Raw genomic sequence first — 14719 nt, 5'->3', positions numbered from 1 at the left:
TTCCTCATGCAACCGACAGACTCGTTACCAAGAATGCCGTTTCGGATGGAGATCGTCTTTGCGTCTAGATGAGTAGCGTTAGCTACACTGTAAGAAAGCGACTTCTTGTCGCACCATAATCCAGATTCTAGGAACTCTTAAAAGCCTCTGTAATCTACAAAGGCCTTTTAAGAGTTTATTTAGTTAGGTTCTCTGTTTACAGTACCTTCTATTGCTAATAAGTACATTGTTTGAGATTTTGCGCAACCTTTTATCCATTCTGAAAAATCTTTTTGAGCTTGTTCTAACTTATCCTCTGTTATTGCTGCATCCTCTATCATTTGTTTTCCTTTAATTTGAGCTACATTAGCCCAAACTGCAATATGATTATGAAAATCGTGATCATCTTGTTTCGTCTTTTCATTTTGTTGAGTTATTTTTATATCTGTAAGCCCAACTTCTTTAAATATATCTTGAAGGTGATCTGCTATTTCATTGTCCATACCTGCATCAGAGCGCCACTGTAAAAAGGCTTTGTAGAAGGACTTCATTGTTTCAGGAATTTCTGGTTCCCAAGATATTTTTGTATGATTATAATCAAGAACTAAAACTCGACCATTCCTTTTTGTAGACTGAATCATTTGGGATAAAGCATCTTTGGGTTTTGATAACCATTGAAGAACTCTTGCAGAAGTAACAATATCAAATTCACCATAAAAGGGGAGATTATAGATATCAGCAATTTCAAAAGATAGCCCTGGAATATCTTTGTAAGTTTGGCGTGCTTTTTCTATCAAAGTTGGATTATTATCGATACCGACTACGTGAGCATTTGGACCGACTAGCTCTGCAATTCCTGAAGTAATTGTTCCTGTACCACACCCAACATCGAGTACAGTCATTCCTGGTTGTAGTATCTCTGCTAACCTCTTGTGAGAACTCTCAAGAGTACGGGTATCTATTACTGCTGTTTTTGTAAGTTTGGCTCTTTTCATTGCTGCATCATTAATCATATAAGTCTTTACCCCCATTTTTTGGATATTTAAATTAATCTAACACCAACCTATTTAACCGTCAACTACACTTTAACAATTATAATGCAAAGCTTTTTCATGTATACGATATACAGCCCTAGTTAACATAAACACTCTTAACGGAACATACCACAAAAAGAACCCCTTGTGCCACAAGGGGTTTGTTGAGTTCTCTTTTATGGTTTATGCAGCTTTTTATACATCCTTGGTAAATCAACGATGTACATGAGGAGAAATCCGAAAAGAATGAATAAAAAGTGCACCTTTTATTCATATGCCATAAAAGAAAAAAATAGTATTTATGGTAAAAAATATTATATAATTACTTACGGTGCTATGCTATGATTCTTCACTAATTTTGAATCATGAAGAAGCAACCTCGTCCGCCATGTCGAGGTTGCTTTTTATTTTGTTAATAATGTTAAAGTCAAATTATCTTTTCTCTTAGAATAGGTTATTTATTACAAAATATAATTCTTTTTATTTCCTTTTAGTGTAAAATTAACCTGATACTAAATTTTAAATATGGCGAGGATTTACGATGAAATCAATTATAGCAACAGCTTGTATAGCATTTATGGTTACGAGCCTTATGACAGCCTGTAGTGACGAGAAAGAAACTGTTCAAGCAGAACCTCAAAAAAAAGTTGAAAGTACTTTAACTCCTGCAGAAAAGCAAGAGAGGTTAGAGATGGAGCGATTAGAAAAAGGGATTTTGTCCTATCGAGAAAGCTTTAAAGGAGGAGATTATCTTATATCTGTTTTAACTGGAACATACGAGAAAACAAATGAAAGTTCAGGGGAAATTAAGGCCCAAGTCAAGGTGGAGAACGTTCATGATGATGGTACAGCTGTTAACCTTTCTCCCTTGAAGTTTTGGATAGAAAACGAAAAAACAAAACAAAAGGTTGTAGGAAAAGCTCTTCCTAACGATGCTCAACTATACAATAGTCTCCCTCAAGGGCAATCTATAGTTTTTAATGTTTCGTTCTTAATTAAAGATGTAAAGGAATTAGATCAATTCTATTTATATATAGACAGTAAAAATGATCCGTTAGATAACGTGCATTGGAAGCTCGACAATTTAGAAACCACACAACCATAATTTAACAATAGAAAAAAGGAAGGTATTCTTTACCTTCCTTTTTTTCTGTCAGCAATATTCATTTAAAGATTTTAATCCACATAGATAGTAATTATTGTTTGCTTAGAAAGAATAAGAAAAGCAAACCATTTGGATTCATCGGTCAATTAGAAGATAGCTTGTTTGAAGGTAACAAGTTTTTTCGTCTGTATATACTCAATACAATTCCAATTAAGAACGCATTTAACAGAGTCGGCATGAACCCATAGCTAATAAATGGTAAAGATATGTTTGTCATAGGGAAGAATCCGGCAATCATTCCCACGTTACCAACAAGTTGTACTATATAAATCATCATAACTCCCACTAACAATAGTTTGCTGTATGTGTCGTTTAAAGTTCGCGAAATAAATATAATTCTCATGGCAACTAAAGAAAGAACTAAAAGAAGAATTGCTGCAAACAACCAACCATAATAATACGTAAAACTTAAGAATACAAAGTTAGTATGAGCTTGGGGGATAAATTGATCCGCAAATGAATGCTTTCCAAACCATCCTGCCTCCATAAATAGATGATGGATCTTTAGAAGTCCAAATTGTGACGTTAAATATTCTGAGTTATAGGGATTTAGAAATGAAAGAACTCTATACTTTTGATAGTAAGCAACAGTCATCCATCCGATTACTCCCCAGATAACAACTAGAGCAGAGATAGTCCCTAATACAATCAAGATTGTCTTCTTTTTTAATTTGCTCCACCAAATCATCGTAAAAGTCATGGCTACATATATAAAGAGGGTTGTAACATCAAATTGTAAAAAGAAATACGATGAGAGAACAAATAACAGAAGGAATTTCCACATTTTAAAGCGATCGCTTTGAAAAAAGCCTGCCCATGCCAAAAGGAAAAAAGGAATGGCCATTAAACCTTCTATCTTTAAAGATCCTATTTTTAAAATAGCTTGGCCGTCTACTACAGTGTTAAAATGTCGAGTAAAGAACACTAAGAATAAAAGTCCTATTATATAGAATACCCATCCTTTATTGGCGAATTTTCTATAGTCTATAAACATCGTACCTAAAGCAATCATTCCTCCCATGATGACAAAGCCAGCCTTGTATGTAGAAAAATGATTTTCATTCAAATAACCTTGAGACAGCAGTGGAAGGAACCCTAAAAGAAGAGCAGCTGCAAATAACATTAAGGTCACCCAATCTATTTTTGGACGGTGAATACGGTTGAGGTTTTGCCCAATGTTGACGGGATTTCCCATTTGATTAACAGCCTTTTCTTCTGCTTGATCTTCGCTTAGCCCTTTTTGCAGCCAATAGGCTTTGACTTCGTTTAAATGATGGTGCAATTCTGAAGATACAAACGCTCTAGCTTCTTTAGATTTGATTTGAGATTTTACCTGTTCTAAAAATGAATTTCTTTGTTTATCCATATACTCCTTCACCCCTCTAATATTTCTTTAAGACTTACATGGTTAGATAATGGTTGCTTTTCTAATTTTTTTAGTAGTTTGCGCCCCTGTTTATTTAATTGATAAAATTTAGCATCGTCCTCTTGCCAACTGCTCTTTAAAACGCCTTTTAGCTCTAGACGGTGCAAAATTATATACAAAGATCCTTCATTTTCTTTAAAGTTTGAGATCCCTCGGCTTTGCAACAAGCTGACTAACTGATAGCCTGTTTTCTCCTGTACAAGCAATTGCATAATAGCAATTAGAATTTCCGCGTCATTATGAGTTTCCTGCTTAATTTTTGCCCGAATACGGTTCTTATGTTCTGCTGTAAATTTTAACTGCGCAAATACTTCACGATTCATTGTTTTTCGAAGGTTCTTAAGACGTTTCTCCATCATTCATTCCTCCAACATCTCTTTTAAAAGTGCTTTTGCACGTCTCAGTCTCGTTTTTACTGTGTTCGGTCCGGTCTTGGTTACTAACGCAATATCTTTAATCAATAATTCTTCATAATAAAAAAGGTAAATGACTTCTTTATATTTAGTAGGTAGTTTCATAACAGCTGATATTAGTTCGGTGTCTTCTTCCTGCTGAATGATGACTTGTTCTGTATTTTCTTTCTCATTGATACAACTTGAGAAATAGTCGTCCGTCGATACCGTGTTTTTGTTGTACCAACTTCTCAAAAAGTCTTTACAATGATTAATTGCGATTCGCCATAACCATGTTCGAAACTTGGCTTTCCCACTATACCTATGAAGGTTTTTGTAACATTTAATAAAAATTTCCTGTGTCAAATCTTCTGCAATGGCTACGCTATTTACGTAGGAGTACGCAAGCTGCAAGATTTCTTGTCCATATCGATCCATAATTTCATCTATAACTAGTTCTTTGTCTTGTACGTGTATCCATTCTACGGTCAGTTCTTTCACTTCTGCCTCTCCTTTCTTATTCTTAGACGAAGCATTTTATAAAAAGGTTTTTATATTCTCTTTTTTCTTTCACTATAAATAAAGAGTTTTTATCAAAAGATATGTTAATTGTAAAAAACAGTAACCTTTTCCAAATAGATAAGCCAGGTCATCATTAGATTATGACCTGGCTTATCTCCTTTAAAGTTAATTTAGTTTTTTCTCTCCTTTACCGTAAATAATAACCTGATAAAAGTCACCCTTTATCTTCTTCTTCATTTTTTCAGTTGTTAGGAATTCGTTAATGACTTTTTCGAGTTCCTTCGCGAATTCTTTGTCGCTGCTTGAATGACCTAATGAAGTATTTATTAATACTTTTGGCTCAGGATGAACAGAATAACCTACCGTTTTAACATGATATTTCTCTTTCCCTAATAAATCCTCGCCGACGTCATCAGCAATATCTCCCCATCTCATACTTTGTTCATTTTTCTTCATATTAATCCTCTCAATCTCTATAGGCATACCCTTCGCATCATTTTTCGCAAGTACTTTATTGAAAACTTCTTTAATTTCTTCAACACGATTTTTCGGCTCTGTATCAGGAATTTGTAGATGTACAGCCGGGTGCTCCTTACCTTCCTTATCCCTGTTCATACGCGTACCATATTCTAAGATAGGATAATCTAATGAATCTAGTGTATTACTTAAATCGTCTATAATATTTTGCCTCTTTTTTTCCTCAGGACCAAGCTCTTCTTCTTCTACGACAGGAACTTCTCTTGTAACCTTAAATGTGTACGTATCATAGTTTCTTTTCTGTATGATGTCACTAACTATTTTTTCAATGTCTCCTTTGACCTCGTTATAATATGACTCTGATCCTACTACATGTACCTCAATGCTATTTTTACTTCCTTGAAGGGAAATACTGGCACCATTGATGTTATATCCTTTCTTCCTCACCGTATTAACAATCTCATCGCCTAAAGGTTCCTTATAAAAAAGTTGTCCTAAGTAAGGAATCTTAGCCACCACTTGAGCCATAGCTGGAGAAACAAATGCTGAACTGATGAATACCCCACTCAAAATAATGACTGCTATTCCGGAGTACACAATATTTCTCAAAATTATATTTTGTTTAGTTGAGAAAAGGTTCCTTTTAAATCTTCTCTCGTATGAAGTATCTAGATGATCAATCGTCTTTAGGAGTCTTTCTTTTTGTTTTTGTTTTTGGTCTTGATTCCAAACTATAGCATCATTTAATTGTTTTAATGAGTCATTGTCTTTATCAGATTTAAATGGTCTTTTCATACACATATCCGTCCTTTACTAGCTGCTTTTTTAAAGCAGGAATTGCTCTAAACTGAGTCGATTTCACTTTACTTTCGGACCAATCTAATATGTTGGCCGTATCCGTAACAGAAAATCCTTGTATCTTACGTAATAAAATGACTTTTCGATAAGCTTCTTTAAGTTTTTCCAATGAATGATAAAATTCTGCGGAGGTTTCTTTAAGCTCAATCATTTCTTGAGGTAAACGACCCTCATCTCTTTTGGAAGAAAGGAAATCCCTCAAGAGTTTGATAGACCTATGTCTTCTAAAATAATCAATTGTTAGATTGTGAGCAATCCTAAATAACCAGGTCTTTTCGCTAGATTGTTGATGAAACGAGTCATAATGAAGGTAAGCTTTTACAAATGTTTCATGAGTGAGATCTTCTGCTTGTTGATAATCCTTTACTAACATTAAAATGAATTTTAATATTGCGTCACTATGATTATCATACCAACACTCAATGTCTTCTTTTTTAGTATTTATCAAAGTTCCAACCATCCTTTTAACTAATATTCTTTATTTAGACGTAATAGTTTAAAAAAAGTTGTGATTTTCATTAAAATAAAAAAACTCTCTTGGAAAAAGAGTCTTTTACCTTCCAAAATTATAGGATTATTATAATAAGGGGCTATTCAAAATTAATTTAAATATTTTTTAACGTATTTGTTTAATTCGGTCGTTTTTATTCTTTTCCACGCTATAGTATTCTCTTAGTCACAAAACCTTCAGTTAAAAGGCAATTGAAAACTTCTTATGACATTAACTCCTCACGAAAGAAACAACAGCTACTACTAATCATTTGTTTGTTCTCTTCTTTTTTATAAAAATTTTAAGCCAAATTCCACTTAACATTGTCTAATAAGTATAAAAGGAAAAAGCAGAGAGGAAGGATTTCAATTATTAGGATCGTTAAAAAAGCTCAAAAAGGTAATGATAAAGCTTTTTTGAAGCTTTTTCAGACATATGAACAAGATATTTATCGAATGGCTTATGTATATGTCAAAAATAAAGACGATGCCTTGGACGTGGTTCAAGAAGTAGCATACCGTTCTTTTAAAAACATAGATACTTTAAAAAAGCCAGAATACTTTAAGACATGGTTAATCAAAATTACTATTAGGTGTGCAATCGATCATCTAAGAAAGAATAGCAAGGTCGTTCAATTACATCCAGAATACGAAGAAATCATTGGTTCAGACATTGAAGATATCCCCCTTACAATATCCCTTCATCAATTAGTGGAAGAACTAAATGAAGATGAGAAAAGTGTTATTATTTTACGATTTTATGAAGGCTATTCTTTTAGGGAAATAGCTGAGACATTAACCATTCCCTTAGGCACGGCTAAATCTATTTTATATCGTGCTTTAGCTAAACTTCGTAAACAAGTGAAAGGCGTGGGTATTTATGAAGAATAAACTAAAAGAAGAACTTGAACAAATTGAAATCCCAAAAGAATTACATATGAGAGCCAAACTAGGTGTAGAAAAGGCTAAATCAGAGCAACCAAGAAGAACGTTTAAAAAAGCAATCGTATTTCCGGCTGCTGCAGTTTTATTCCTTATAGGTTCTGCAGGTGTAGGCGCAGCGACATTTCCAAGCTTCAACCACTTACTCTCTCTTGTTAGTCCCGACATTGCCTTGTTTCTTCAACCTATTGAAACCACTAGTGAAGATAAAGGAATAAAAATGAAGGTTGTAGGTGCCATGAACGACGACGAAATGGCTGTTATTTACGTTACGATGCAAGATTTAACAGGTAATCGCCTTGATAAAACGCTGGATCTTTATGATTACACATTAACTGACGGGCATATGTTTAATGGCCAAATTGTTAACTACGATAAAGATACAAATACAGCCACATTACGAATTCAAGCAAATGGAGGCACAAACTTTAATAATAAAAAAATCAAATTGCGAATAAGCTCTTTCCTTAGCCAAAGGTATAAGCATGAGGGAATCAAGATAGATACTGATCTGTCAGAGCTAAAGAATAAAAATGTAGATACAATCTCTCTTAGTACAGATAGTACATCTGGAGGAGGTGGGGAAATTACGGACCAACTCGACACGGGAGAAAGTATAGAAATCTTAAAGCCTAACGAAACCATTCTTTCTCTGCCCAAAATAAAATTTATGCATGTATCAAATATCGGATTTGTGAATGGTCAACTTCACGTTCAAACAAAGTGGTCCGATGAAGATATAGATAGCCATGGAGATTTTTATTTAGTTGATCCTTCGGGAAAGAAGATAAATGCTTCTTCTAACATCTCTTATGGAGTAGATAAATCAGGGGAAACTGTTTACGGAAATAACTACGTAGAATATATTTTTGATGTAAATAGTAAAGATCTTAGTAAGTTAAAGCTTATGGGAGACCTTGTATCTAATGGTAATTATACAAAGGGTGATTGGAGTACTACATTTAAATTGCATTCTGTAGAAAGCGAAAAAAGTCTGATCTTTAATGAAGACTTTGGCAGTTGGGAAGCAAATAAAATGACCCTTTCATCACTAGGTGTGACACTATACGGAAAAGGCCAATTTAAAGATACTGACGATATGAAAGTTAGTGTGGAAATGAGAAATGGAAGCATTCAATCACTCGATTCGTTACAAAACTTTAGTGATAATAAAAGCGTTAAAGCTAAATTTCTATCTTCTTCTCCTTTAGATTTATCAAAAATCAAAGCAATCAATGTAAATGGTACAGTTATTAAAGTACCTAAATAAAAGATAAAGCAAAGTTTCTTAATCCTATGAATAAGAAACTTTGCTTTTTTATTGTTCACGGTTTTAACGGCTACCTTAATATTAGTCCATTAAGATCACAACACACACAGTCCGTAAAAGTATACACATGCGGATATTAAGTTTATGAGCTATCTGTCTACTTGTATTCATTTTTAATAGGGATACAGAGTAACTAAGAGACAGTGATTGATATAACTACTATGCTGATTCATAATAGAAAAAAGCACCACCCTATTCTAAACGGGGTGGCGCTTTTTTGCTATCTCTAATATATATTTTATTAATTAAAATTTGAAAATGTCCTTATAATTGTCAATTTAAATTATATAATTATTGTTTATCGATAATTTTTTATTGATTTTATTGAGTTTAAATGGTAAGTTATTCCTATAGAAAATTTTGGAGGAATATTTAATGAACAGTAAAAAAGGTTATCGTGTGCTCTTTCATCTCATGAATAGTTTATTTTGGTTTCTTCTCGCAATTTCAGTAATAGGAGCGATGATAACAACTTATATTTTGTTTGACTCTTCAATCCTTAAAGAAATCTCAGGAATTCATTTTGCTATCTCTGAGGGAGTCCTTGGAATTAATTTAGACAACTATACACCGGATGTACAACTATTACAATTCACAATGGTATGTGCAATTATCGTAATGTTCTTTGTAACTATGATGTTTTGGAATTTTAGAGTTTTGTTTGAAAATGCATCTAAGGGATTTATATTTGTTGACAGTAGTACAAAGTCTATATTCTCAATAGGAATCATTTTATTAATACAATCATTTGCTAGTAGTTTGCCTAAAGTTTATATAGCTGCTAAAATGACTCCTTTTGTCCATATTACGAATGGTTCCTTTAAGGTTTCCTATTCAATAAATGAACTTCTTTTTATCACTGCTATATTCATTCTATTCTTAGGTGTTTTCTTTAAGCAGGCGGTTGCTATTGCTCAAGAAAATGAATTAACAGTATAGGAGAGGATATATGATCAGAGTGAATTTAGATGTAATGATGGCTAAGCGAAAAATTTCTTTAAATGACTTAGCAGAGAGAGTTGGTATCACCAAAAGCAATCTTTCTATTTTAAAGAATGAAAAGGCTAAAGCTATTCGCTTTACTACTTTGGATACCATATGTAAGGTTTTAGAGTGCCAACCAGGCGATATACTGGAATATGTAGAGGAAGAGTAAGGTATTTTCACTCTATATTTATACGTATAAACACTTTTGTAGATTAGAGCAATAAAGTAATTTATTCTAAAATAGAAAGGGGATAATTTCATCATATGAAAATGGCTATCCGCACACATAATTTAACCAAAGCTTATGGAAGACAAACGGTAGTAAATAATTTGAATTTAGAAATTAATGAAGGGCAAATATATGGATTTCTAGGGCCAAATGGTGCTGGAAAGACTACAACTATTCGAATGCTGTTGGGATTAATTACACCAAATAGTGGTCAAATTGAGGTATTTGGTAAAAGTCTAAAAGAGAATCGCCAACAAATTTTAAGACAAGTAGGAGCATTTATTGATTCACCTGCCTATTATGGCCACTTGACTGGATATGAAAATTTGCAAGTGATTCAGAAGATGTTGGGAAACAGTAATGAAAATATACTCCCTACTTTAGATATTGTAGGATTAATTCATGCAAAAAATAAGCTAGTAAAAGAGTATTCTTTAGGTATGCGTCAACGATTAGGAATAGCTTTTGCACTTCTAAACAACCCCAAATTATTAATTTTAGATGAACCAACAAATGGGTTGGATCCTTCTGGAATTCATGAGATTAGAGAATTAATTAAAAACTTAGCGAAAAATGAAGGGCATACAATTCTTGTATCTAGCCATAATCTAAATGAGATTGAGCTAATGGCTAGTCATGTAGGAATGATCCAAAAAGGACATTTAATTTATCAAGGATCTTTGGACAGCCTATTTTCTCAACAAGACTATCAAATAGAAATTGGCACAACTGACATATTAAAAGCAGAAAAAGTACTTAAGGATAAAGGTTATAACATTCAGAAAGAAAGAGACTTATTAATTACTAAAGGTACATCGGAAGATATTATTCATATGAATCAACTTATGGTGAATAACGGTAATGGAGTTTATCATCTTTATCAGAAAAAAAATACACTAGAGGATATTTTCCTATCCCTTACGAGTGGGAAAAGTGAGGCCATAGAATAGTGTACATCAATCTTTTAAAAGCAGAAATACATAAATTAAAAAGAAATAAACTGCTATATGCAATTTTTCTTCTTCCATTCTTTTCAATAGGAGTTCAATTCTGCGTGTTTTTTTATAAGAAACAAGTTACATCTATAAGTTGGAAAGAATATATTGCAATGAATCATGGGTTCTTCCCTTGCTTTTTATATATCTTTTTATCAATTTTTTATTACATAATTGTATGTAGTGAATATAACTATCGAACTTGGGGAGTTATGTTTACTACCCCAATAAAAAAAAGACATATATTTATTATTAAATGGATTGTAGGAAACATAAGTACCTTATTAAGCTTGTTATTAGGTTCTCTACTACTATATCTTTCAGCTCTAATTTTAGGATTTAATAATATTCCTATTAAAGGGGTAATTTATTTCTCATTTTCTATCTGGCTAGGTACACAAGCAATGATTGCTATTTTATGTACTCTGTCTATCATGATTTCAAATGGTATATTTTTAGTTGGAATAGGAATTATTACTTCCTTTTTATATTTACAGTATAACAATCAAAAATTTATTCCGTTTTCTTATCCAGCTTGGACTATAGGACAAAACTTAGAATATGGAACAAGTAGCCTAATAACTTACTCGACATTTTCTATAGTAGTTACATTAATTACGCTGGCTCTAGGAGCGTTATATACAACAAAGAAAGATTTTTAGGGGGCAAAATATTGATTATAAATGGAATAAAGATCGAACTCTTTAAGTTAAAAAGAACAGGAATATACTGGACTTTATTTGCTGTTCCAATCTTATTCACATTAGTCAGTGGAGTATTATACGTGGGGGCCACTAAAGCTGGTTATGATGTGCTAAGAGCTGTTACTTTCCAAATGTTTCTGAGTTTTATTTATCCATTATTAATAGGGGTCATTACAGCTTTAATTGTTCGTATGGAGCGAAAAAATTCGGGTCTCAATAATCTTTTAATATCTCCAATTCCAACAGGACAACTTTATTTAAATAAAATGTTAATATTAGCACTCTTAAATTTGTTTGTTGTAACAGCTATCCATCTGGTTCTTCTATTTTATATGCTTATATTTGATGTAGATGGCTTTGTATTTAAAGAACTATTAATACATTTTATCTCCATCTGGCTATCTGGCTGCCTTATTAGTTCTATTCAATTACTATTTAGTTTTAAGTTTTCAGGTATACTAATGCCCATTAGTCTTTGTACCATATTAACTATTTCGGGACTATTTGCAATCACTTCACCAAAACTTAGTATCATACATTTGTGGGTTTATCCCGTAATGTCAGCGTTTAATGGATATAACATTCCATTAATAATCATTGTTTCTTTATTGTTAACATGTTTATTCACACTAATTGGAGTGTATTATTTTCGAACCAAATGGATTTCTGAAGTCGGGAAGCATTAATTTAGTCAATTATAAATAGTGAAATTAGAAACGGCTATTACTTAGTAATCTTTCTAAATATAAGTTCTTTTATGTTTTAATTCATACTATTTAAATTATTGGAATTAAACCCCATTAACTGCGTATGATTAGTAATAAAAAATTTAAAAGGGTGATAATATGAAAAAATGGATTATAAAGATTATCCTAACTATATTAAGTATTACATTTCTAGCAAATTCTTACCATATTAATCGATTATCTAAAAATATAAACGGTGAAACAAAAATAAATTTATTTCCTTTACCTTTAAGTATAGAAGCAAAGCAAAACATGATTACACTAATTGCTAAGTCTTATCTTTGTATAGGGATAGGCGCAGTATTTATTACTCTAATCTATTTCTATGCTTCATCCAAAAAAGAAAAAACCAGCTAAATATAGTCTGCTATGTTAATTTTAGATCCTCCCCACACTGCGCGATATATTATGTATATTTGAATATTCATAATATATCGCATAGAAATTTTTATCATAATAAGTTCGTAAAAGTATACTTTTACGAACCTTTCTTTTGGATAGGAAATCCATTGTTTTTATCGTTCGTTTAACTTTAAAAATCAATTACGAACGTATACTAAAATACATACACTTTTACGAACTTTTTTGGTGGATTAATCGGGAGAGAAGCGCATACAGGAGGACCGACTTCGGTCCCCTTCATTAGGTCATTTTTTCATAATATTTAGGTGTTTCCTATAATGATAAAAAGCGAATATAATTTGCTTTTTTTGTTAAGACTCTGAATCAACAGAAGGGAAATGTCTATGTGTAGAGTAGAATTCTTTTCCTTTCTGTTCAATTTCTATTGCCTCTGCATTTAGTTCATGTGCTTTTTTCAATAGTTTATCCTCGTCAACTACTGAACCATGAAGTAAAAAGAACACCTCTTCTTTACGCATTTTTACTGAAGTCTCTAAATAATCTATATCCGTCCTAATTTTAGATATTGCCTCCCTTATAATCGTTCCATCAGTATCTAACGGGATAATATAGTTTTTAGCTCTTTCCAAGAATGTGGAAGCTTGTTCTAATATAAATTTGACTTGTTCCTGTAATAGCATTTTATTATGTGCTTGTGTAAGGCTATCCACGACTACCAATTTTTCATTTAATTGTTTTGAATTAATTAAATCTTCTAGTTCTCTCTGTTTCGTTTCTAGGTATTGAGTCTTTTTGTTAGTAGCCTCTGTAAGTTCTTGAGCAGCAGCCATTAAGGTCTGTGCCTTTTCCATTTGTTGCTTAGCCTTTATATTCGAGTTGATTATAAAAGTAATTGCCCCCCCTGCTAATGCAGTTAAAATTCCCACTGCTATACCACAAATCGTGAAGATTGTAGAAATATTATTATTTAAGAAATCAATTTGATCACTTTGAATGCTACTAGCTGTGTCCTGAAGGATTTTAGCTTTTTCATAAATGCCATTTTCTAATTCTGTAAACTGTTGCTCTGTCACTGGCTTAGCTGCAGCGCCTAATACTGTAATTCCCCACATAAAAGTTCCTCCGAATTATCTATTAATGTGTTTATGACCGTTAAAAAGGCCTGTCTGTTCTTTATTAATAAGAATGGTAATTACTTATTTAACATTTGTTATCTTGATTATTATGTTTATGAAAATTGAAATACAGTTAAAAAGTTCAAACACATCTATTTATATAGATGTGTTTGAATTAGTAATTAATGTTTTTAGTACATCGGATGATGATAGAAGTAAGTTGCGAGAGTCTTTATATTGTGTAATTAAGTCGGTAAACTCATTCTGTTGATCTCGCAATTCATCAATTTGGTTATCATTCAGACTTAACTGTCTCCCAAACCAATCTTTTACAAAGGTATTATCTGCATCATTGATTAAGGCATAAAAAACAGTGCTATATTGTTGTAAGAAGTGAGGACCCTTACTTTTTACTAAGAGGTCAATAATTCTTATATTTAGTGAATTTGATATATTTCTAAACTCAATCTCTATATTTAATAAAGTGTTTATTGATCTTAATATCTCTTGTTGTTGATTCTCGTCTAATTTCTCCTCCCAATATAAAAGTGGTTGTTCATTAATAAACTCAAGTACTGAACGAGCATTTTGTGGTAAATATTCACTTCCGTCATAACTCATTATGAGTTCATTAGATAGGAGAAACTTTTGTTTTAATTTTTGAATGAAAATTGCAAACTCTTTTTTTGTTTCTTTCTTTGCCTGCGACCCCTGAACCTTTTCCTGTATAATCCAGATTGCAATACCAGCAATTATACCCGTAACCAGACCTGATATTAGTCCAGAGCTTAAACCTGACCAAAATGAAATATTAAAATCAACAGATTTTGTGTCTGGTATGCCTAACAATTTATTCATTCCTTCACCTCACTGGCTTTGTTACTTTTTTACTGTATTATCATTTTTGGAAAATCAACTACAAGAAAATACTTTTATTTAAGGATATAATCCACTTTTTTTTATAAA

The 14719-nt window shown here is 32.3% G+C and carries 17 protein-coding genes; 9 read left to right on the top strand and 8 right to left on the bottom strand.

The features are described 5' to 3' along the window. Positions 1-179: 179 nt before the first annotated feature. Entirely contained in the window at positions 180-992 is an 813-nt protein-coding gene (locus ACNHOZ_RS27830) for a class I SAM-dependent methyltransferase (RefSeq protein WP_447697425.1), read from the bottom strand. A gap of 562 nt (positions 993-1554) precedes the next feature. Between ACNHOZ_RS27830 and ACNHOZ_RS27825 the strand changes: the two genes are divergently transcribed. After that, positions 1555-2118 (top strand): hypothetical protein, encoded by a 564-nt coding sequence (locus ACNHOZ_RS27825; RefSeq protein ID WP_425204671.1) that lies wholly within the window; start codon positions 1555-1557, stop codon positions 2116-2118. Positions 2119-2260: 142 nt separating this feature from the next. On the opposite strand, the gene ACNHOZ_RS27820 is transcribed toward ACNHOZ_RS27825, so the two are convergent. From ACNHOZ_RS27820 to ACNHOZ_RS27800, 5 genes are all read right to left on the bottom strand, one after another. Further along, positions 2261-3544, bottom strand: coding sequence for an FtsW/RodA/SpoVE family cell cycle protein (locus tag ACNHOZ_RS27820; RefSeq protein WP_155010731.1), 1284 nt, complete (start codon positions 3542-3544; stop codon positions 2261-2263). An 8-nt stretch (positions 3545-3552) separates the two neighbouring features. Then, positions 3553-3960 carry a PadR family transcriptional regulator gene (locus ACNHOZ_RS27815; RefSeq protein ID WP_155010740.1) on the bottom strand — a complete coding sequence of 136 codons (408 nt, stop codon included), beginning with the start codon at positions 3958-3960 and terminating at the stop codon, positions 3553-3555. A gap of 3 nt (positions 3961-3963) precedes the next feature. Next, positions 3964-4497, bottom strand: a complete 534-nt coding sequence (locus ACNHOZ_RS27810) for a sigma-70 family RNA polymerase sigma factor (RefSeq protein ID WP_155010730.1) — start codon at positions 4495-4497, stop codon at positions 3964-3966. Between the two features lie 186 nt (positions 4498-4683). Next, the gene (locus ACNHOZ_RS27805; RefSeq protein WP_447697424.1) at positions 4684-5790 is read right to left on the bottom strand and encodes a DUF4030 domain-containing protein; all 1107 of its coding nucleotides are present in this window, start codon (positions 5788-5790) and stop codon (positions 4684-4686) included. Then, positions 5774-6301, bottom strand: a complete 528-nt coding sequence (locus ACNHOZ_RS27800) for an RNA polymerase sigma factor (RefSeq protein WP_155010728.1) — start codon at positions 6299-6301, stop codon at positions 5774-5776. The genes ACNHOZ_RS27805 and ACNHOZ_RS27800 overlap by 17 nt, the downstream gene beginning before the upstream one ends. Positions 6302-6705: 404 nt before the next feature. Here ACNHOZ_RS27800 and ACNHOZ_RS27795 point away from each other — a divergent pair, with 404 nt between their 5' ends. From ACNHOZ_RS27795 to ACNHOZ_RS27760, 8 genes are all read left to right on the top strand, one after another. Then, on the top strand, positions 6706-7233 hold the full coding sequence (locus tag ACNHOZ_RS27795) for an RNA polymerase sigma factor (RefSeq protein WP_098113904.1): 528 nt from the start codon (positions 6706-6708) through the stop codon (positions 7231-7233). Next, positions 7223-8554: a DUF4179 domain-containing protein gene (locus ACNHOZ_RS27790; protein WP_155008822.1), complete on the top strand. Its 1332-nt coding sequence runs from the start codon at positions 7223-7225 to the stop codon at positions 8552-8554. Before ACNHOZ_RS27795 ends, ACNHOZ_RS27790 begins: the two co-directional genes overlap by 11 nt. A 435-nt stretch (positions 8555-8989) precedes the next feature. Continuing rightward, positions 8990-9553, top strand: a complete 564-nt coding sequence (locus ACNHOZ_RS27785) for a hypothetical protein (RefSeq protein WP_447697423.1) — start codon at positions 8990-8992, stop codon at positions 9551-9553. 10 nt (positions 9554-9563) lie between these two features. Then, entirely contained in the window at positions 9564-9770 is a 207-nt protein-coding gene (locus ACNHOZ_RS27780; RefSeq protein WP_155008820.1) for a helix-turn-helix domain-containing protein, read from the top strand. A gap of 95 nt (positions 9771-9865) precedes the next feature. Next, the gene (locus ACNHOZ_RS27775; RefSeq protein WP_447697422.1) at positions 9866-10780 is read left to right on the top strand and encodes an ABC transporter ATP-binding protein; all 915 of its coding nucleotides are present in this window, start codon (positions 9866-9868) and stop codon (positions 10778-10780) included. Then, positions 10780-11487: an ABC transporter permease gene (locus tag ACNHOZ_RS27770; RefSeq protein ID WP_186808560.1), complete on the top strand. Its 708-nt coding sequence runs from the start codon at positions 10780-10782 to the stop codon at positions 11485-11487. Before ACNHOZ_RS27775 ends, ACNHOZ_RS27770 begins: the two co-directional genes overlap by 1 nt. 11 nt (positions 11488-11498) lie before the next feature. Then, positions 11499-12215 carry an ABC transporter permease gene (locus tag ACNHOZ_RS27765; RefSeq protein ID WP_186808559.1) on the top strand — a complete coding sequence of 239 codons (717 nt, stop codon included), beginning with the start codon at positions 11499-11501 and terminating at the stop codon, positions 12213-12215. A 159-nt stretch (positions 12216-12374) separates the two neighbouring features. Next, positions 12375-12632 carry a hypothetical protein gene (locus tag ACNHOZ_RS27760; protein WP_447697421.1) on the top strand — a complete coding sequence of 86 codons (258 nt, stop codon included), beginning with the start codon at positions 12375-12377 and terminating at the stop codon, positions 12630-12632. Positions 12633-12988: 356 nt separating this feature from the next. Here ACNHOZ_RS27760 and ACNHOZ_RS27755 read toward each other — a convergent pair whose 3' ends face one another. Both ACNHOZ_RS27755 and ACNHOZ_RS27750 read right to left on the bottom strand, forming a co-directional pair. Then, the gene (locus ACNHOZ_RS27755; RefSeq protein ID WP_447697420.1) at positions 12989-13750 is read right to left on the bottom strand and encodes a hypothetical protein; all 762 of its coding nucleotides are present in this window, start codon (positions 13748-13750) and stop codon (positions 12989-12991) included. A 159-nt stretch (positions 13751-13909) separates the two neighbouring features. Then, on the bottom strand, positions 13910-14611 hold the full coding sequence (locus tag ACNHOZ_RS27750; protein WP_447697419.1) for a hypothetical protein: 702 nt from the start codon (positions 14609-14611) through the stop codon (positions 13910-13912). Positions 14612-14719: the final 108 nt, after the last annotated feature.

It is taken from the genome of Priestia sp. D51, assembly GCF_053345675.1.
This window is presented reverse-complemented; position numbering and strand designations above follow the sequence as displayed.

Excerpts from the sequence above, each read along its gene's own strand:
- ACNHOZ_RS27755 (WP_447697420.1), bottom strand. The coding sequence starts at position 13,750 with ATGTGGGGAATTACAGTATTAGGCGCTGCAGCTAAGCCAGTGACAGAG.
- ACNHOZ_RS27775 (WP_447697422.1), top strand. The coding sequence starts at position 9,866 with ATGAAAATGGCTATCCGCACACATAATTTAACCAAAGCTTATGGAAGA.
- ACNHOZ_RS27830 (WP_447697425.1), bottom strand. The coding sequence starts at position 992 with ATGATTAATGATGCAGCAATGAAAAGAGCCAAACTTACAAAAACAGCA.
- ACNHOZ_RS27780 (WP_155008820.1), top strand. The coding sequence starts at position 9,564 with ATGATCAGAGTGAATTTAGATGTAATGATGGCTAAGCGAAAAATTTCT.
- ACNHOZ_RS27790 (WP_155008822.1), top strand. The coding sequence starts at position 7,223 with ATGAAGAATAAACTAAAAGAAGAACTTGAACAAATTGAAATCCCAAAA.
- ACNHOZ_RS27760 (WP_447697421.1), top strand. The coding sequence starts at position 12,375 with ATGAAAAAATGGATTATAAAGATTATCCTAACTATATTAAGTATTACA.
- ACNHOZ_RS27820 (WP_155010731.1), bottom strand. The coding sequence starts at position 3,544 with ATGGATAAACAAAGAAATTCATTTTTAGAACAGGTAAAATCTCAAATC.
- ACNHOZ_RS27805 (WP_447697424.1), bottom strand. The coding sequence starts at position 5,790 with ATGAAAAGACCATTTAAATCTGATAAAGACAATGACTCATTAAAACAA.
- ACNHOZ_RS27825 (WP_425204671.1), top strand. The coding sequence starts at position 1,555 with ATGAAATCAATTATAGCAACAGCTTGTATAGCATTTATGGTTACGAGC.
- ACNHOZ_RS27785 (WP_447697423.1), top strand. The coding sequence starts at position 8,990 with ATGAACAGTAAAAAAGGTTATCGTGTGCTCTTTCATCTCATGAATAGT.
- ACNHOZ_RS27815 (WP_155010740.1), bottom strand. The coding sequence starts at position 3,960 with ATGGAGAAACGTCTTAAGAACCTTCGAAAAACAATGAATCGTGAAGTA.
- ACNHOZ_RS27750 (WP_447697419.1), bottom strand. The coding sequence starts at position 14,611 with ATGAATAAATTGTTAGGCATACCAGACACAAAATCTGTTGATTTTAAT.